Source organism: Aquimarina algiphila (assembly GCF_007489275.1).
GTDB classification, from domain to species: Bacteria; Bacteroidota; Bacteroidia; order Flavobacteriales; family Flavobacteriaceae; genus Aquimarina; species Aquimarina algiphila.
Genome location: NZ_VLNR01000046.1, coordinates 30135 through 48357 on the forward strand (window position 1 = coordinate 30135; position 18223 = coordinate 48357).

At 32.7% G+C, this 18223-nt stretch carries 17 protein-coding genes; 10 read left to right on the forward strand and 7 right to left on the reverse strand.

Going from position 1 to position 18223, the window contains the following annotated elements:
• Positions 1–33 precede the first annotated feature (33 nt).
• Both FOF46_RS19550 and FOF46_RS19555 read left to right on the forward strand, forming a co-directional pair.
• On the forward strand, positions 34–1518 hold the full coding sequence (locus tag FOF46_RS19550) for a serine hydrolase domain-containing protein (protein WP_143917605.1): 1485 nt from the start codon (positions 34–36) through the stop codon (positions 1516–1518).
• 83 nt (positions 1519–1601) lie between these two features.
• Entirely contained in the window at positions 1602–2453 is an 852-nt protein-coding gene (locus tag FOF46_RS19555; RefSeq protein WP_143917606.1) for a hypothetical protein, read from the forward strand.
• Positions 2454–2564: 111 nt separating this feature from the next.
• Here FOF46_RS19555 and FOF46_RS19560 read toward each other — a convergent pair whose 3' ends face one another.
• Positions 2565–3344, reverse strand: coding sequence for a DUF3298 and DUF4163 domain-containing protein (locus FOF46_RS19560; RefSeq protein ID WP_143917607.1), 780 nt, complete (start codon positions 3342–3344; stop codon positions 2565–2567).
• 114 nt (positions 3345–3458) lie between these two features.
• Between FOF46_RS19560 and FOF46_RS19565 the strand changes: the two genes are divergently transcribed.
• Entirely contained in the window at positions 3459–4598 is a 1140-nt protein-coding gene (locus FOF46_RS19565) for a cystathionine gamma-synthase (RefSeq protein ID WP_109435967.1), read from the forward strand.
• Between the two features lie 103 nt (positions 4599–4701).
• Complete coding sequence (gene gdhA / locus FOF46_RS19570; protein WP_143917608.1) at positions 4702–6045, forward strand: NADP-specific glutamate dehydrogenase; 1344 nt, start codon at positions 4702–4704, stop codon at positions 6043–6045.
• Between the two features lie 66 nt (positions 6046–6111).
• Here the strand turns inward: gdhA and FOF46_RS19575 are convergent, their stop codons facing one another.
• The 3 genes from FOF46_RS19575 to FOF46_RS19585 form a co-directional block, all read right to left on the reverse strand.
• A complete protein-coding gene (locus tag FOF46_RS19575) occupies positions 6112–7071 on the reverse strand; it encodes a M23 family metallopeptidase (protein WP_143917609.1) in 960 nt (319 codons plus the stop codon).
• 128 nt (positions 7072–7199) lie between these two features.
• Positions 7200–8528 (reverse strand): M23/M56 family metallopeptidase, encoded by a 1329-nt coding sequence (locus FOF46_RS19580; protein WP_143917610.1) that lies wholly within the window; start codon positions 8526–8528, stop codon positions 7200–7202.
• Complete coding sequence (locus FOF46_RS19585; RefSeq protein ID WP_143917611.1) at positions 8521–8904, reverse strand: BlaI/MecI/CopY family transcriptional regulator; 384 nt, start codon at positions 8902–8904, stop codon at positions 8521–8523. The genes FOF46_RS19580 and FOF46_RS19585 overlap by 8 nt, the downstream gene beginning before the upstream one ends.
• Before the next feature lie 207 nt (positions 8905–9111).
• Between FOF46_RS19585 and FOF46_RS19590 the strand changes: the two genes are divergently transcribed.
• From FOF46_RS19590 to FOF46_RS19610, 5 genes are all read left to right on the forward strand, one after another.
• Entirely contained in the window at positions 9112–9642 is a 531-nt protein-coding gene (locus FOF46_RS19590) for a DUF4136 domain-containing protein (RefSeq protein ID WP_160114130.1), read from the forward strand.
• Positions 9643–9647: 5 nt separating this feature from the next.
• On the forward strand, positions 9648–10142 hold the full coding sequence (locus FOF46_RS19595; RefSeq protein WP_109435961.1) for a tetratricopeptide repeat protein: 495 nt from the start codon (positions 9648–9650) through the stop codon (positions 10140–10142).
• A 71-nt stretch (positions 10143–10213) separates the two neighbouring features.
• Positions 10214–10933 (forward strand): DNA repair protein RecO, encoded by a 720-nt coding sequence (gene recO, locus FOF46_RS19600; protein ID WP_109435960.1) that lies wholly within the window; start codon positions 10214–10216, stop codon positions 10931–10933.
• Positions 10934–10976: 43 nt separating this feature from the next.
• Positions 10977–13343: a TonB-dependent receptor plug domain-containing protein gene (locus FOF46_RS19605; RefSeq protein ID WP_333968553.1), complete on the forward strand. Its 2367-nt coding sequence runs from the start codon at positions 10977–10979 to the stop codon at positions 13341–13343.
• Positions 13344–13420: 77 nt separating this feature from the next.
• Entirely contained in the window at positions 13421–14056 is a 636-nt protein-coding gene (locus tag FOF46_RS19610; RefSeq protein ID WP_334212207.1) for an HAD family hydrolase, read from the forward strand.
• Here FOF46_RS19610 and FOF46_RS19615 read toward each other — a convergent pair.
• The 3 genes from FOF46_RS19615 to FOF46_RS19625 all read right to left on the reverse strand — a co-directional run bounded on the left by FOF46_RS19615 (position 14053) and on the right by FOF46_RS19625 (position 16268).
• Positions 14053–14547: a nuclear transport factor 2 family protein gene (locus tag FOF46_RS19615; RefSeq protein WP_143917614.1), complete on the reverse strand. Its 495-nt coding sequence runs from the start codon at positions 14545–14547 to the stop codon at positions 14053–14055. The two genes, FOF46_RS19610 and FOF46_RS19615, sit on opposite strands and share 4 nt — an antisense overlap.
• Before the next feature lie 16 nt (positions 14548–14563).
• A complete protein-coding gene (locus tag FOF46_RS19620) occupies positions 14564–15100 on the reverse strand; it encodes a hypothetical protein (RefSeq protein WP_109435956.1) in 537 nt (178 codons plus the stop codon).
• A gap of 130 nt (positions 15101–15230) precedes the next feature.
• On the reverse strand, positions 15231–16268 hold the full coding sequence (locus FOF46_RS19625; RefSeq protein ID WP_109435955.1) for a M12 family metallopeptidase: 1038 nt from the start codon (positions 16266–16268) through the stop codon (positions 15231–15233).
• A gap of 278 nt (positions 16269–16546) precedes the next feature.
• On the opposite strand from FOF46_RS19625, the gene FOF46_RS19630 reads away from it, so the two are divergent.
• Positions 16547–18127 (forward strand): solute:sodium symporter family transporter, encoded by a 1581-nt coding sequence (locus FOF46_RS19630; RefSeq protein WP_143917615.1) that lies wholly within the window; start codon positions 16547–16549, stop codon positions 18125–18127.
• Positions 18128–18223 lie beyond the last annotated feature (96 nt).

Consider the following 18223-nt stretch of genomic DNA (forward strand, 5'->3'; position numbering starts at 1 on the left):
TTCTCTAATTATAAACGATTAAAAAGCACAAAAATGAGGTCACTAATAAAATATGCATTCATTACTTTATTGACCTTTGGTTGTGCTAAGAAAGAAGAACTTCAATTTAATAGTTCAGAAAAATTTGAAAACGAACTTATAGAGTTGCAGAACTTTTTTAATGTCCCTGGTATTGCAGTGTCAGTGATAAAAGAGGATAAGACTATCTATCAGAACTATTTGGGGTATTCTGATTTAGAATCCCAAACAAAATTAGATAGTACTTATGTATTTCCGATAGCTTCTATTACAAAAGTATTCTCTGGTGTTTTGATGATGAAGTTAGTAGAGCAGCAGAAAATTTCTTTAGATGAACCTATACAAAAGTATGTTCCGCAAATGAATGTCCCAGACTCGATTTTGGTAAAACATGTTTTGTCTCATACCTCTCAGGGAGAAGTGGGAAAACAATTTTATTATAGTTCTAGATTCGGAATTTTAACAGCTATCATTGAGAAAGCTTCAGGAAAGTCGTTTAAGGAGTATATGACCTCAGAAATCTTTAAACCTCTAGCCTTACAAAATACCTATTTACTAAAAGACACTGTACAGATAAGTCAAAATAACTTAAAAATACCTTCTCCATATATTTTAGATAATGGTATAGAAAAAGGATTTATTGATTTTGGGTATTCTTCATCTGCTGGTATTATTACTGATCTAAATGATTTGAAAACTTTTAGCCTAGCTTTTGATCATAATAAACTCATTTCAGAAAGATCAAAAAATCTAATGCTTTCTGGAGTTAATGAAAATTTACCGTATGGATACGGAGTTTTTAATCAACAGTTTGATGACTTAAAATTAGTTTGGGCTTACGGCCAATACGATTGTTATTCGAGTTTATTACTTAAAGTACCTTCAAGAAACATCACTTTAGTATTGCTTGCAAATAATAATTTATTGAGTGATCCTGCACGATTAATTTATGGAGATGTTACTACATCACTTTTTGCTCTAAGTTTTATAAAAAACTATATCTATCAAATAGAAGATATGCCGCTATTAAAACCAGAAGAGTCTGGTAAAACTAAAGGAGATTATAAAAATGAGAATTTTTATACCAGAAAACTTTTGGCTCAAGCGTTAGCCTCATCGTTTATGGCAAGATTCGAAACAAAAAAAATGCAAACCAGCTCGATGTTACTAGAGAAGGTTTTTTCAGAATCTCCAGATTATTTAGAGTATGCAGACCTTAACTTGTTGCATAACCTTACATTTCTAAAGGATGTGGCATTTTATAAAGAATTAGGAGAGTTTAATCAATTTGATGAAAAAATTGAAGCTATTGGCGAAAAGGTGTTAAAAGAAGATCCTGAAAATCCATATGGCCATGTATATATGGGTGTTTATTATGATCGAAAAGGAGATATTAACAGGGCAAGATATCATTTTGAAAGTATTGTTAATGCTGATAATTTTTCAAAAAACTGGTATACTACTGAAGCAAAAAATTGGATTGAGACGCATAAGAATTAGATAGCTTTATTTAATATCAATAATTAAAAGACGAGAAGATTTTTTCTATATTCGGTTAAAAATAGAGAAAAGAGAGATAAAACATGGAGTATCTGGAAAAATTGGATTGGAGTTTGGTTTGGGGCGTAATTAAGGATACAATTGTTCCACATTCTGCCACATTAATCTTTAATACTATTTTATTTTTAATAGTTGGTTTTTTTCTATCGATCATTTACACTATTATTTTATCCAAAAAAAAAGTTCTCAAAAGAAAGCCTAAATATTATAATTGGGCAGTAAAACTATACATTCCAATACTTCTATGTGCATTTCTATATATTTTTGGACAAGTAGGTTTTATAAGAGGTGTCTACAAGATTTTGCACAAAGAAAAAGAACCTATTGTATCTAACGTGTATTTTATTACCCTGAGCTTTATTTTTAGATCAGAGGAAAATAAAAACACATTTGTTAAAGAATTACAAGCATCTGCAGAATATGCAAAGGATGGATCTGATTATTTGGTTGAGCTATTAAAAGTAACATCAACGAATTATAATTCAGGAATTTCGTTAATAGATCGTGGTAAAAATAAGATTTCTGTGTATCTAATTGAAAAATACGGAGACGACATTTATAAGACATGCCTCTATGCTATGCTTAATCTCGCTGGAGGAAAGGTTCATGCTGACATCAATGAGTCAATGTCTTATGATGAATTTAGTGCCGCAATGGACTTTTTAATAGATGTGGTGTATAAAGAAATTGAAGTAGCTGTGCAGGATAAGTTAATGACGTGGCTTACTTCTTTTCTAGATTCTCAATACCATTCGATGGTGAAATCTCTTTTTATCATATTATTATTTATTATTATGAGTATACCTGTAATTGAATTTTTTATATACAAAAAGTGGATTGAACCTGGCTTAATTAAAAAAGAAATCAAGAACTAATATTTGTAAATGTATATATGCGTTTTGCGAAGCAAACTGGGCTATACATGAAACCTCAAAACAAATTTAGTTTAACTCCCACTCATCATGGTAATCTAACTCTATAACTTCTTATTGAACCTTAATAGCAAAAAACGATAGAACCTCTTCTTTGTTTAATTTCAGCTCAACAGGGCCTTCAGCGTATGAGTTAATTTCATATTGATTATAATATAAAACGACTTCTTTATCCGTAAAACCAATGTTCTCTGGTAAAGTAAATACATCGTTTTCAAAAAAGAAGCCCGTACTATTAATAGATTCTTCTTCCGGGATTTTATGTTGTGTTCTAAATACCTTTTCGGCGTAGCTCACAAAAGCATCATAATCTTTAAATAAGGATTTGTTTGCAATTCGTTTACCACTTTTTGTGTCGATATTAATATAAGAGATACTGCCATATCCATGCGCACCACCAGTAAAGACATATGAATCCATGACAACAGAGAGTAAGCCCTTGCATTGAAAACCAAGTTCGCAATTAATAGAAGCCTCATAAGGAACAGTTTCATCAGGAAATTCTTCGCTAATCTCCTGGTAAGATGTATTAAATTGATGAGCAGCTTCTTTTAATGTCTCCTGTGATGTTTGCTCACCAATATTTAATATACTGCAAGCAACATGTTCAATTTCTTTATTAATGGTTGTCGAAATTTGGCTATCATCAATTACCTTAAGTAGATTGATTTCTAAAGAAGCGCAATCGACAACCTTACAATCGAGTAGGTCGTCTACGGTAAAATTTTCTTTCTCAAAAGTGAAGGATTCCTTGTTATTACAGCTATAAAAAACGATGAAAATTAGAAGGAAATAAATGAATGTAAAACGAGTGTTAGGTTTTCTGTTAATCATCTACTAAAGGTATTCATTGAAATATGATTAGAACGAATTAAATGATACATTTGTTCAGTTTTTTAACATAAAAACGATCAAGTTAATTTTTTCTTCTTAATAATAGGGTGAGAAATGAAATTTAATACAAAAACAATACACGGAGGGCAACAGCATGACCCAGCTTATGGAGCCGTAATGCCTCCTATTTATCAAACATCCACGTATGCTCAAACTACTCCAGGGGGACATAAAGGATTTGAATATAGTAGAACCCACAATCCAACCAGAAAAGCATTAGAAGATTCTTTTGCAAGTATCGAAAATGGAAAATTTGGACTGGCTTTTGGGTCGGGATTAGCGGCTATAGATGCAGTTATCAAATTATTGAAACCTGGTGATGAAGTGATTTCTACTAGCGACCTATATGGAGGTACCTATAGAATATTTACCAAAATATTTGAAGATTTCGGAATCAAATTTCATTTTATTGGTATGGAAAATGCTGATAAAATAGAACAGTACGTTAATGATAAGACCAAATTAATTTGGGTAGAGACTCCAACCAATCCAATGATGAATATTATTGATATCAAGGCTGTAGCTATGATATCAAAAAAACATAATATTGTATTAGCAGTTGATAATACTTTTGCTACACCATATTTACAAAGGCCTTTGGATCTTGGAGCGGATATTGTAATGCATAGTGCCACTAAATATATGGGAGGTCACAGTGATGTGGTTATGGGGGCATTAATTGTGAAGGATGAAAAAATTGCAGAACGCTTATATTTTATTCAAAATGCAAGCGGTGCTGTTTGTGGACCTCAGGATAGTTTTCTAGTCTTAAGAGGGATTAAAACATTACATATACGAATGCAAAGGCATTGTGAGAATGGAGAAGCGATTGCAAAATACTTGAAAAATCATCCCAAAATTGAAAAGGTGTATTGGCCAGGTTTTGAAGATCATCCTAACCATGATATCGCTGCAGCTCAGATGGATGGATTTGGGGGTATGATTTCTTTTATCACAAAAGGAAGTGACTATGATAAAGCGATTAAGATTGTTGAGAATCTGAAAATATTCACGTTGGCAGAATCACTTGGAGGAGTAGAAAGTCTAGCAGGACATCCAGCTAGTATGACACATGCTTCGATCCCAAAAGAAGAACGGGAGAAGACAGGAGTAGTAGATGCTTTGATCAGATTAAGTGTAGGAATTGAAGATGTAGATGATCTAATTGCCGATCTTGATCAAGCAATAGGTTAATTGATTATTAAATTAAAAAAAACAAACCTCTATTTTTAAGAATATCATATATTTGACGAAGTAATTCAACCATTAGATTAGAATCTATTAATTTTATTAACATATGCAAGCAAAGATAGATGCATTTATGGAAGAAGTAAAGGCTCGTAACTCACATGAGCCCGAATTCTTGCAAGCAGTACAGGAAGTTGCAGAGACTGTAATTCCGTATATAGCTTCAAACGAAATTTATAATGGTAAAAACATTCTGTTACGAATGGTTGAGCCTGAGAGAGCTATTATGTTTCGTGTACCATGGGTAGACGATAAGGGAGAGATTCATGTAAATAGGGGATATCGTATTCAGATGAATTCTGCTATTGGTCCTTATAAAGGAGGATTACGTTTTCACCCATCGGTAAATCTAAGTATTTTAAAATTCTTAGCTTTCGAACAAGTATTTAAGAATAGTTTGACCACACTTCCTATGGGAGGAGGTAAAGGTGGATCTGATTTTGATCCAAAAGGAAAGTCTGATGACGAAATTATGCGCTTTTGCCATAGTTTTATGAGTGAACTTTTTAGACATATTGGTCCAGATACCGATGTTCCTGCAGGGGATATAGGAGTAGGAGGCCGCGAAATAGGATTTTTATTCGGGATGTATCGTAAAATGCGTAATGAATTTACAGGAGTACTTACCGGAAAAGGCCTTACTTGGGGGGGATCATTAATCCGTCCTGAAGCTACAGGATATGGAGCGGTATATTTTGCGCAAAATATGCTTGAAACAAAAGGAGATTCTTTCAACGGAAAAGATGTTGTGATCTCTGGTTCTGGAAACGTGGCACAATATGCTGCAGAAAAAGCTACACAATTAGGAGCAAAAGTAATCACCTTATCAGATTCATCTGGATATATTTATGATGGCAATGGAATCGATGATGAAAAACTGGCTTTTGTAATGGAGCTTAAAAATATAAAAAGAGGACGTATCAGTGAATACATAGATAAATATCCATCAGCAGAGTTTCATAAAGGACAAACTCCATGGGGAGTGAAAGGTGATATCGCATTACCATGTGCTACTCAAAATGAATTAAATGGAGATGATGCAAAAGCTTTAATTGCTAATGGATGTATTTGTGTTAGTGAAGGTGCTAATATGCCAAGTACACCAGAAGCTATTGCGGCATTTCATGAGGCTAAGATTTTCTTTGCCCCTGGTAAGGCATCCAATGCTGGTGGTGTAGCGACTTCTGGATTAGAAATGACGCAAAATTCATTACGTTATAATTGGACTCGTGAAGAAGTAGATGACAAATTAAAACAAATTATGAAGGAAATTCATTCTGCATGTCTTGAGTATGGCTCAGATGGAAATGGATATATTGATTATGTCAAAGGAGCTAATATTGCAGGTTTTGTAAAAGTTGCAGATGCTATGCTTGCGCAAGGCGTGATATAATTTCATAAACATAAAGGTTAAAAAAACGGCTTAGAGTTTTCTCTAAGCCGTTTTTTATATCATATTTTATTCTATAATCAACTTTTGTCCGATTTTTAAAATAGCACTGCTTTTAATATAATTGGTTTTGCAAATTGTAGTAATAGGAATGTTATTTTTTAAAGCTATTCTAGACAGTGTATCTCCTCGTTTTACAATGTAAATCTTTTTTCGGTTTTTACGACTTCTAACCGCTTCTTCTTTAGTCGTAAAAATATTCAAAGTACTCTGCTTTTTATGGTTATGTAAGTATGAACGGGTCCATTTATCTGTGACCCAAATTTCTTTTGCTCTTACACTATTAGCTGCTGAAAATTCAAATAAATACTCTGGATATATTGCTATGCCATGGTAATAAATGCCTAAATGCAAATGACTTCCTCTGGCATTACCAGAAATTCCTCCATAACCAATATGTTGTCCGTACTTTACGGTGTCATTTGCTTTTACAGCATACTTAGATAAGTGCGCATACACCGTTTCTAAACCATTATAATGCCTAACTACAATAGTTTTTCCATATCCGGTACTATATCTTGCAAAACGAACAATACCACTAAACATAGAAAAAATACTATCTCCGGTAATAAGATCTATATCAATACCATGATGACCCCTGCCATTTCTCCATCCAAATCGGGAAGTAACAACTTTATTTCTTGTAATTGGAGAGCTATAACTACTATCTGAGAATTCTAATTTAATTGGGAATTTGGGTTTTACATTTTTATACGGATTAAAAACGGTAGTATTCCAATGATTTGCTTTAATGTCAATGGGCTTAATCAGTTTTGTAGAATCTATAAGAATAGTATCTAATTTTAGAAAAAGTGAATCATCTGTTTGATTAAAAGCACTTTGTTTCAATAATTGATCCTGTACAGAAGTTTCAGGTTGATTCCTTATTTTTCCTATAATAGTATCATTTTGACTATATCCACTTAAGGAGATAAGAAAGAAAACAGTAAGGTAAAAAGGTAATTTCATAAAATAATATTGAATTTTAATGAGGTTGTGAAAAGGACATAGATATCCTATTCTGCTTAAAAAAACAGAAGTAATTATCTGATTAAATGATTTTAAATTTAGAGTTTAAAGACTAGTCGTAGAAGGTTCTAATTTTTTATATAATCTATTGGATTTAACCAGTTTCCGTTAAGCTTTACTTCGTAATGTAAATGTGGACCGGTAGAAAGGCCTGTGTTTCCAACATAACCTATGATTTCTCCTTTTTTAATATGTTGCGTTTCTTTGCTATTAAAACTTTTTAAATGAGCATACCAGGTTTCATAACCTCCAGAGTGAGAGATAACAATTAGATTACCCCAATCTCCTTCCATAGATGCTTTTGAAATTATACCGTCGGCAGTTGCAATAACAGGGGTGCCTTCTTCTGCTCGTATATCAATCCCACGATGAATTTTTTTCTTGCTAATTTTTGGACGTCTACTATTAGAACCGTATTTACTACTGATGTCATTTATACTTCCATTTTGAACTGGGAAAAGAGAAGGAGGAAAATTTTCTATTTCAAATACTTCTGTTGTCGTATCCATAAAGGTGTGATCAACAGTTGGTTTTGTAAATGCAATTAAAAAGAGTGCACAAACAGGTAAAAGCAAGAGATATTTTAATTTTGCGATATTGTTAGATTTAGTTTTTGTCATCATATTTATTCTTTTTAATAGTATTGGGTGATTAAAATAACTATACAAATTATTTGGTTTTTCAACGGCTATACTTTGCAATAGCAATTGCATATAATGAGAGGTTTTAACTTTGTTTTTAAGTACTTGGTGATCTGCTTGAAATTCATGAATCGATTTTAATGATTTCCTGTAGAGATATACTGCAGGATTAAACCAAAAAAATGTTATGAAAAACTCAGCTATAATGAGGTCTAAGGAGTGCTTTAATTGTATGTGAGCTCTTTCATGTTCAATAATTAAATCATCATATTTTTCTAATTTTTCTTCTGGAGTAAATATCCAATTGAAATATGAAAAGATTTCAGGAACGTTGGTTGCTATTAATTTAAATCCTTCTTTCTGATATACTTTAGACGTACGTTTCAGTATAATTAACTTTCGAGTGGTAAAGAAGAATTTTAGCAAACATATTAGAATTCCAATACAATATAATGCCATTAAAAAAGAAAAATAAGTATAAGGAGTATCGGTCATTGGTTTTTCAATGCCATTACTTATGTTATCAGGATTAAGTGTTATGGTTTCGAATAGTTGAGGTACTTCTATAATTGTCGAATGTATTGGAGGAAACACATTGTCCATTAATGGTATAAAAACAGATATAGGAATTAATGACAATAATATAAATCTATTAAGTCTATGAAATGTAAGTTGACTTAAAACTAATTTATAAATTAGAAAAAGCGCTATAAAAAGTAAAGTCGATTGAAAAAAGTATACAATTAAATTATTCATTTTTATCTTTCAGGGTTTCAATTTTTTCTTCTATCATCAGTTTCATTTTTTCTAATTCACTAAGATTTAAATCTTCACTTTCGGCAAAGAATAAGGCAAATTTACTGGTCGAACCGCTAAAGAAATTACCTATAACTTGTTTAATGTGTTTTTTAAAATAGTGCTCTTTTGATATTGCCGGATGGTACTGCCGAATTTTACCATAGGTGTCATATTTTAAAAACTCTTTTCTAACCAATACTCTCACTACAGTAGAAATAGTGGTGTATGCGGGTTTGGGTTCTGGAAACTGCTCTACAATATCTTTAAGGAATGCTTTTTCTAGCTTCCAAACGTATTGCATAACTTGCTCTTCTGCTTTTGTTAGTTCACTCATAGGCGCAAATATAGGATAATATTTTAAATTATGACTATAAAAATAGTTATATAACTATTTTTATAGTCATATAGCTTGTTGCACCTTTTGATTCCTGGTTTTTTATGTTATGATAGAAAGCACCTAGGCTTTGAAAAAAGTAAATCATTGAATCAATTTTAAGGTATATTATTTATGTTACGTATTTTTATAGTAAAACTGATTTTTATGAGGCTTATAGTTTTTATACTATTCATTATAGGGCTAACTTCATGTGGAGTTACCAATACTAGTTATGATTATGACGAACAGCAAGATTTTTTGGTATACAAAACGTATGCATTTTATCCAGAAATGAATTCGGGACTTAGTGAGTTGGATCATAAGAGATTGATACAGGTAACAGAAAAAGTTATGGAAGTTATGGGGTTTGTCAAATCAGAAACTCCAGATATTTATATAAATTTTAAAACAACTACGGTTAAAGCCCCATCACGAAATAGTATCGGTGTTGGTTTAGGAGGCGGAGGCGGAGGAGGTGTCAATATAGGTATTGGAGGTTCCATTCCTATAGGTGGGCCAGAAACCTATCTTGAGCTCACCACAGATTTTGTTGATACCAAACGGGACGAATTAGTGTGGCAGGCGATAGCAGAGAAACGTTTTAACCCTAATGGCTCTCCTAATGCACATACAGACTTTTTTAGAAGAATAATCGAAAAATCTTTATCAAAATATCCTCCAAAAAAGAAAAAGTAGAAACTATGGATCACCTTACTAAACTTGAAGAAATGTTACATTTGGCCAATGATGATATCAAAAATGGGTTGTATGATGATGCTACCAACAAATTAGAAAAGATTATTGATATAGATCCTGGCTTTGGTAAAGCATATAATCATCTGGGATATCTGTATGAGGTAAAATTTAAGGAGTTTGATAAAGGGGAGACATTATATAAACTATGCTTAGAAAAATCTCCTATGTATCCAAGCGTCTATTATAATTATGCTGTTTTGTTATCTACATTAGGGAAATGGGATGAGCTTAAAGAACTTTTGGATACAGCAATGAATATACCTGGTATCGTTAAAGCTACAATCTATAATGAATATGCTATTATGTACGAGCAACAAGGTAAATTAGATAAAGCAATGGACTTTTACAAAAAATGTGCATTAAACACTTTAGATAAGAATACAGTTAATCGGGCAAAAGATTCGCTTGATAGGTGTAAAATGAAAAAGGAATTGTTATAAAACAATTGGTATTGAATTATTCCTTGATTTAAAGGATAATCTTCTTTTTTTAAAGTTATTTTTACCCGATTATGATTGTCCATTCTCCAGCAATAGTTATACACTCCTTACGATATGGAGAAGCAGATTTAATAGTTACATTGTTTACTAAGACAAGTGGATTACGTTCTTATTTATTAAAAAGAATTCTAAAATCAAAACGAGGTAAAATTAGGTCATCTTTATTTCAACCGCTTACCATATTAGAAATAGAAGCATTTCATAAAGATAAAGGTTCTTTAGAACGTATTAAAGAAGCTAAGCTTCATACTATGTATAAAACATTACATACAGATTATGTAAAAAGTGCATTGGTCTTTTTTATTTCAGAAATACTAAAGAATTCTATTCAGGAAGAAGAAACTAATATTGATTTGTTCGATTATCTCGAGACTGCATTTATTTGGTTGGATGAGCATGATACAATTGGAAATTATCATATTACATTTCTAATTAAGCTTACTCAATATCTTGGATTTTACCCAGATACATCAGGGATAGAGTCTGAGTATTTTAATATGCAGGAAGGTTTTTTTCAGACGACTAGCAGCAATGTGTATTGTGTAAAAGGAAATCATATAGCACAATTCAAACAATTTTTAGGCACAACATTTGAGGCAAGTATGAATATTAGACTCTCAAGGAGTATAAGAAGTGATATTCTAGCTATGCTATTAGTATATTTTGAGCTACATTTGCACGGTTTTAAGAAACCAAAATCACTTTCGGTTTTGAACGAAATTTTTAATTAGAATAATGAAGTTATTTGTGTCTTTTTTGTTAACTGTTTTTTTTGTGATACCTAGTGTTGCACAAAAGATAGCAGTATACAGTTCTACTAATAACCAAGCTATTCCTAATGTTGAAATTTATAATAAAATTAAATCAAAAAGCGCAGTAACAGATTTTGATGGCGTTGCTGATATTTCTATATTTTCTGATACAGAGATATTATATTTTGCACATATATCCCATTTAAAAACTAGCCTTGTAAAATCGAAAATATTAAGATCAAATATTGTTTACTTAAAACCTGATGAAAATCAACTTTCTGAAGTTGTTATATCAGTATCAAAATGGGAACAGGAACAAAAAGATGTTACTCAAAAAATAGTAAGTATTTCTTCTAATGATATTGCCTTATCTACTCCTCAGACCTCTGCGGATCTTTTACAGAATAGTGGTCAAGTATTTATTCAGAAAAGTCAATTAGGAGGAGGTAGCCCAATCATTAGAGGTTTTTCTACCAATCGATTATTATTAGCGGTAGATGGAGTGCGAATGAATACTGCGATTTTCAGAGGAGGGAATCTACAAAATGTGATCTCTGTGGATCCTTTTTCTGTAGAAAGAACAGAAGTGATTCTTGGTCCCGGTTCGGTAGTTTACGGAAGTGATGCAGTAGGAGGTGTACTTAATTTTTATACGAAGCAACCCAAATTTGCAATAAGCGGTAAAAACAAAGTTAGCGGTAATGCATTAGTAAGATATGCAAGTGCAAGCAATGAAAGAACGGGACATGTGGACTTTAATATTGGCTTGGAGAAATGGGCCTTTTTAACTAGTGCCAGTTATACAGATTTTGATGATCTTAAAATGGGAAGCCATGGTCCTGATGATTATTTGAGAAACGAATATGTAGAAACATTCGACGGAACAGATATCGTTATTCAAAATGATGATCCGAAAAAACAAGTTTTTACAGGATATGATCAATTCAATGTATTACAGAAAGTACGATTTGTTCCTACTGATAAATGGGAGTTTGATGCAAGTTTTATTTATACAGAAACTTCAGATTTTCCGAGATACGATCGTTTGATTAGAAGAAGTGATGGTAATTTAAGATCAGCAGAATGGTTTTATGGACCTCAAAAATGGTTTATGGGTAATGTGCAGGTTTCACATAAATCTGAGAGTAAGTTGTTTGATAAAATGAGAATTACAGGAGCGTATCAATATTTTGAAGAGAGTAGAAATGATCGTGATTTTGGTAGTACAATTTTATCGAGAACCAAAGAGCAGGTAGATGCGTACTCTTTAAATTGGGATTTTGAAAAAAACTTTAATAAAAAGACAGCATTGTATTATGGGTTAGAATATGTATTAAATCAGGTATATTCTGACGGTTTTGAACGAAATGTTGAAACTAATGTATTATCAGATGCTCCCTCACGCTATCCTGATGGGTCTACTTGGCAATCTATTGCAGCCTACGCAAGTATAAAGCATAAATTCAGTGAAAAATTAAGATTTCAAGGAGGATTACGATATAATCAAATTATCCTGTATTCAGAATTTGATGATACCTTTTTTGATTTTCCTTTTACCGAAGCCAATATTGATACAGAAGCAGTAACAGGAACTGCTGGATTAAGTTGGTTCCCTAACGATTTTATACATTGGAAACTTAATTTCTCTACTGCTTTTAGAGCACCTAATATTGATGATGTAGGTAAGATTTTTGATTCAGAACCTGGATCTGTAGTAGTGCCTAATCCAGATATAAAGCCCGAATACGCATATAACGGTGAACTGGGAGTACGATTAAATTTGGATCAAAATTTATCTGTAGATTTAGCCACGTATTATACCTTATTAGATGATGCGTTGATTCGAAGAGATTTTAACCTTAATGGAGTAACAGAGATTGAGTTTGGAGGAGAGCTTAGTACAGTACAGGCAATTCAAAATGCGGCAAATGCCAGAGTATATGGTTTTGAAGCGGGCTTAGAATATAAATTTCTTGAGAGTTTTAAATTAACATCAAAATATACTTTTGTCGGTGGAGAAGAAGAATCAGATGATGGTACAATAGCCCCATCTAGACATGTTTCTCCTCAATTCGGGACTACCCGAGTTAGTTATGCGTTACCTAAGATAACTATTGATGCATTTGCAGTGTATAATGGTAAATTTAACTTTGAAGATTTGGCACCTTCTCAGCAAAATAATGATTTCTTATATGCCAAGGACGAGAACGGAAACCCATATTCACCTTCCTGGTATACGCTTAACCTTAGAACGCAATATCAAGTAAGTAAAAATATACAAGGGATATTATCCGTAGAAAATATAACAGATCAAAGATATCGACCTTATTCTTCTGGTATTGCGGGAGCAGGGCGAAATTTTATTCTATCTGTAAAATATACACTTTAATAAAAATTACCTTTACTCTGAGCTTGCTATAGAGAAGGGTTTAACCTAATATTTGTTTTCTGAAAAATACATTATTCATATTCGACATAGATGGTACGCTTACAGATAGTGTTCCTATGTATCTAATTTCGGTTACCAAATCATTAATGGCTTTGGGAATTTCTGATATCGATACAGATTATAATAATTATAAACATCATACTGATAGTTATGCTTTACGATATAACTATGAGCGTAATTTTAGAAAAAAACCTCCCAAAAGCTTATTAGGAGATTTTGAAGAGCATCTGATAGATCAAATGAAGAGGTTTGATCCAGTTCATGAAATTGAAGGAGCCATGACATTAATTCAGTTTTTCAGAGATAATGAAATTCCATTTTGTTTTGCTACAGGAGCTTTGCCAAAACCAGCAATTATGAAACTAGATCAGTGTGGTATATGGTATGATACATCTTTATTAGCTACTTCAAAAACACATGAATCCAGAGAAGGCTTTGTGATGGATGCGATAGACCGAGCAAAAACTTTTTATAACAAAGAACAATTTGATACTATTATCTCTGTTGGTGATGGCCTTTGGGATCTAAAAACAGCTCAAAACCTATCACTTGATTTTGTAGGGATCGGAGATAAAAACAAAGTAAGACTCATTGAAAACGGAGCAGAAAATTGTTTTTCAAATTTAACAGCGTTTAAAGAATGGCTAATCTAATTACTTTTAACTCTTAGTTTTTTCATTAAATCAGTGTCAAATGTTTTTTTAAGCTCAGTGATCTCTTTTACATTTTCATTCGGAATTGCAATCGACAAGACATAATGTTTTATTTTCCAACCTTGGTTAGTTTTTTGAACTACACCACTTCCACGGCAAATCCCCATTTGAGTATCTAATAATTCATCAAACCAGGCAATGGACATATCATTTTCAGCAAAAATATTTCTTTCGAGGGTTGAAAAACCCCATGCTTTTCCTTTGTCAAAATAAGGTTTAGAAAATGCTTTAAAGTCTGCATTAGTCCAATTTTCTGTAGGATCAGTTCCTATAAAAATTGCGTCTTTAGTCATTAAACCAAAATAGGCATCAAAATTGGCATCTGCTGCGGCTTTATGCCATTGTTCTAATATGTTGTTGATTTCTGTTTTCTGTTGGGCAGAAGAGAGACTATATGTTATTAGTAAGAGAAACAATGTTAGTTTTTGCATAGGGATAATGTTTTGTTTATTCTTCCTCTTCTAAGTCTAATTTTTTAAGAAGTTCTTTTTCGATATTTTCAGGAATTGCTAATGACAATTCATTAAGCTGAATAATTAAACTATTATAGGCCTTAATCAGCCTGGTATTAGCCTCCATTATTTTTTCTGAATCGGGATTTTTCTTTTCAGTAAGTAATCTTAATAAACCAGATTCTGTAGCAAGCACACCAATACGAGAGTTGATGGTATTTACATTTAAATCCTCAGAGAGATTTTCTTTAAATGTACCTATTAATACATTTATACTGTCTGCGTGTTTATTAATATAAAAGGAATTTCCATTACGTAGAGATGTTACAAAATTTCTTAAGTTTTGGAAATCCTCAAAGTTCTCAAGACTTTTTTCTGCTTGAGGAGAAAGCTTTAAAGGCTCTAATTTGATTTTTTCTTTAGAAAGACTGTCCAGTTGAGCAACGGGTTTTTCTTCTTGGGTATTTGCGGTATTTTCGCTTTGACATCCAATACAAATTAGTAATATTCCTATAAAAAGAAATCGTTTCATTCTACGTTTTTAAGTAAGGACTCAAAAATAAGGTATTTATTACTGTGACCAAAAAAAAGACCTCGGATAGATTAATATCCAAGGTCTAAATATATACTTTTAATAGAGTTATGATTCTAGCTTTTAATCCTTAAGCGTAGTACCATGCCCCGTTTCTATATACAACTTCTCTCCAGCCGTTACTAGAAGTATAGTAGTACCACTTATCATTATAACGATATACTCTTAAGCCGTTTACAGTATAATATTGTCCATTTGCATACGTTGGCTCTCCGCCGCCGCCTGTACTAGATGGGTACATTTGACTTATCCCTTGCAAATCTGCAGAAGACAATGCATTTCTTTGCACAGAATAAGAACTACCATCTTTTTTAGTAATTGTTGGTTGTCCATTTTTAGAGAAAGATGTAGGACCATACATCATTATAGATCCAAAATCTAGTGAACTTGTGTATTCATCACCATCTCTTCCTTGCTCAGCATAAGTTCTAAAATTAAACTCTTTTCCAGATTGGATATTTTGAAAGTTGATAGTGATATATTGATTTCTATCAGCTCTACTTTGTTCGTGCCAAAGACCTACAGCATGACCAATTTCATGAATAGTATTTCCCGTACTACACCCATTGGCAAGAGTAATATTTTGTCTTCCACCTACCATTCCTACACTAGAAGAACATCCTCCTCCAGATCTGAAATAGATATAATTTCTTTGATTTGTTCTTCTAACAAACCTAAGATTAGTGTTGTTTTCCCAGCTTGCGATTGCATTAGTGACTCTCGCTTGATTCGGAAGGTCACTGGCAATAGTGTAATATACCGTATTGTTTGGCCATCTTCCTCCGGTTCTCCCTACACTTTTTGCTTGATTTGGATCTTGTCCTTCTTCAAGAACAATATTGGTTGCACTTTTAAAGATTTGATTTTCGGGCATTACAATATCTCCTTCTAGGATATTTTGACCGTTAATTTTTTCATAAGTAACAGCTAATCCTTGAAAAAACCCTTCTTCGATAGTTCCTGATTGATCTGCAAAAGCCTTTTCTGCTCCGTCAAATTTTAAAACTTCTGGTTGTAAGGATTCTAGTTCTGAGATTGGTTCGTTGTCCGAACATGCGACCATAGCTATCGCTGTAGCTAGCAATAGCATCGATTTACAATTTTTCATTTTGTTGAGTTTGTAGTTATTAAATTATGTGTTAAATAACCGCAAAAGTTTTGAGTTATTACCTTTTTATGAAAAATTAACATTTTTTTAGTAAACAAAACTGAGTTTTCGTGCTTATGAAGGTAGGAAGATGAAACCAAGGAGCAATTACTTATCTCATGATGTAATAAATAGAAGGTTTATACAATAAGCTTTTTAAATTAACATCTTAAGGAAAATTTGTAAATGGTGAATTAAAAAAATCCTAATATATTTAAAAAATTAAAAACGCATAAATCATGGGCATACTTTCCTTTTTAGGATTTACATTACTTGTTGGTATTATTTCTTACATAGCAACCAGAAAAACGGATGAAAATACATCAGATGGATATTTTTTGGGAGGTAGAAGTCTTACTGGCGTTGTAATCGCAGGTTCTTTATTACTTACTAATCTTTCTACTGAACAAATTGTGGGGCTTAACGGACAAGCATTTACCGAGGGGATTTTGATAATGGCTTGGGAAACTCTAGCGGCTATTGCAATGGTAGTTACTGCTATATTTTTATTGCCTAGATATCTTAAAGGAGGAATTACTACGGTTCCTCAGTTTTTAGAAAGACGATATGATACTACCACCAAAGCAATAGCATCAGGGTTGTTTCTTACAGGTTATGTAGTTGTGTTTCTGCCTATTGTTTTGTATTCTGGATCCTTAGCTATTAGTACCATGTTCGATGTTCCTGAATTATTAGGAGTGTCTAAAACTATGTCAATTTGGATTTGTGTTTTCGGAATTGGAATTACAGGTTCTATCTATGCTATTTTCGGAGGTCTTAAAGCTGTTGCTGTTTCTGATACGATTAACGCAGTTGGATTATTGATAGGAGGAATTATGATTCCCATTTTTGGATTACTTCATATAGGAGATGGAAGTCTTACTGGAGGATTAACGACATTGCTGAATGATAACCCCGAGAAATTTAATTCTTTAGGTTCTGGTGAAGCTTCTGTACCCTTTGCAACGATCTTTACCGGGATGATGCTGGTACAATTGTTTTATTGGGGAACGAACCAAGCAATCATTCAGAGGGCACTGGGAGCAAAAAACCTAAAAGAAGGGCAAAAGGGATTGATATTAGCATCTTTTATTAAGATTTTAGGTCCTTTAATTGTAGTGCTTCCCGGTGTAATTGCGTTTCATATGTTTGGGGATACGCTTACTAATGCCGATGAAGCATATCCAACTCTGGTAAGTAAAGTATTGCCTTTGTCCCTGGTAGGCTTTTTTGCGGCTGTTCTTTTTGGAGCAATACTAAGTTCATTTAATAGTGCTCTAAATAGTTCTGTTACTTTATTCGGAATTGATATCTACAAAGAATATATCAATAAAGAAGCTTCTGAGCGACAAGTGGTGAAGGCTGGTAAATTATTTGGAGTGGTATTGGCGCTGTTGGCGATGTTTATAGCTCCGTTTATTGCAAATGCTCCTGATGGGTTATTTGGATATCTGCAACAAGTAAATGGATGTTATAGTATTCCGATCCTAACCATTATTGTAGTAGGGTATTTAACCAAAAACGTACCTGCTATTGCTGCAAAAATTGCCATTGTTTCGGGTGCAATACTATATTTGATTTATGTGGTATTGGATAGCACAGTTATGAAAGATCAGTTTCCTCATTTCTTACATGTTATGGCTATTCTTTTTGTATTAAATATTATTATCATGCTTATTATAGGAAAACTCTTTCCAAGAGAAGTACCTTATGAACAACAATACACTAAAGAAGTCGACATTACTCCCTGGAAGAATGTGAAAATAGTAGGAGGATTAATCTGTGTAATTGTCATAGGAATCTATATTTATTTTTCATAGAAAATACTTTTCTCTTCGAGATAAAGCTCAAACTACATATACCCCTTAGTTTAAGTGTAAAAGAGGATAGGTTACATGTAACCTATCTTCTTTTTT

Excerpts from the sequence above, each read along its gene's own strand:
- FOF46_RS19550 (WP_143917605.1), top strand. The coding sequence starts at position 34 with ATGAGGTCACTAATAAAATATGCATTCATTACTTTATTGACCTTTGGT.
- FOF46_RS19555 (WP_143917606.1), top strand. The coding sequence starts at position 1,602 with ATGGAGTATCTGGAAAAATTGGATTGGAGTTTGGTTTGGGGCGTAATT.
- FOF46_RS19560 (WP_143917607.1), bottom strand. The coding sequence starts at position 3,344 with ATGATTAACAGAAAACCTAACACTCGTTTTACATTCATTTATTTCCTT.
- FOF46_RS19565 (WP_109435967.1), top strand. The coding sequence starts at position 3,459 with ATGAAATTTAATACAAAAACAATACACGGAGGGCAACAGCATGACCCA.
- gdhA (WP_143917608.1), top strand. The coding sequence starts at position 4,702 with ATGCAAGCAAAGATAGATGCATTTATGGAAGAAGTAAAGGCTCGTAAC.
- FOF46_RS19575 (WP_143917609.1), bottom strand. The coding sequence starts at position 7,071 with ATGAAATTACCTTTTTACCTTACTGTTTTCTTTCTTATCTCCTTAAGT.
- FOF46_RS19580 (WP_143917610.1), bottom strand. The coding sequence starts at position 8,528 with ATGAATAATTTAATTGTATACTTTTTTCAATCGACTTTACTTTTTATA.
- FOF46_RS19585 (WP_143917611.1), bottom strand. The coding sequence starts at position 8,904 with ATGAGTGAACTAACAAAAGCAGAAGAGCAAGTTATGCAATACGTTTGG.
- FOF46_RS19590 (WP_160114130.1), top strand. The coding sequence starts at position 9,112 with ATGAGGCTTATAGTTTTTATACTATTCATTATAGGGCTAACTTCATGT.
- FOF46_RS19595 (WP_109435961.1), top strand. The coding sequence starts at position 9,648 with ATGGATCACCTTACTAAACTTGAAGAAATGTTACATTTGGCCAATGAT.
- recO (WP_109435960.1), top strand. The coding sequence starts at position 10,214 with ATGATTGTCCATTCTCCAGCAATAGTTATACACTCCTTACGATATGGA.
- FOF46_RS19615 (WP_143917614.1), bottom strand. The coding sequence starts at position 14,547 with ATGCAAAAACTAACATTGTTTCTCTTACTAATAACATATAGTCTCTCT.
- FOF46_RS19620 (WP_109435956.1), bottom strand. The coding sequence starts at position 15,100 with ATGAAACGATTTCTTTTTATAGGAATATTACTAATTTGTATTGGATGT.
- FOF46_RS19625 (WP_109435955.1), bottom strand. The coding sequence starts at position 16,268 with ATGAAAAATTGTAAATCGATGCTATTGCTAGCTACAGCGATAGCTATG.
- FOF46_RS19630 (WP_143917615.1), top strand. The coding sequence starts at position 16,547 with ATGGGCATACTTTCCTTTTTAGGATTTACATTACTTGTTGGTATTATT.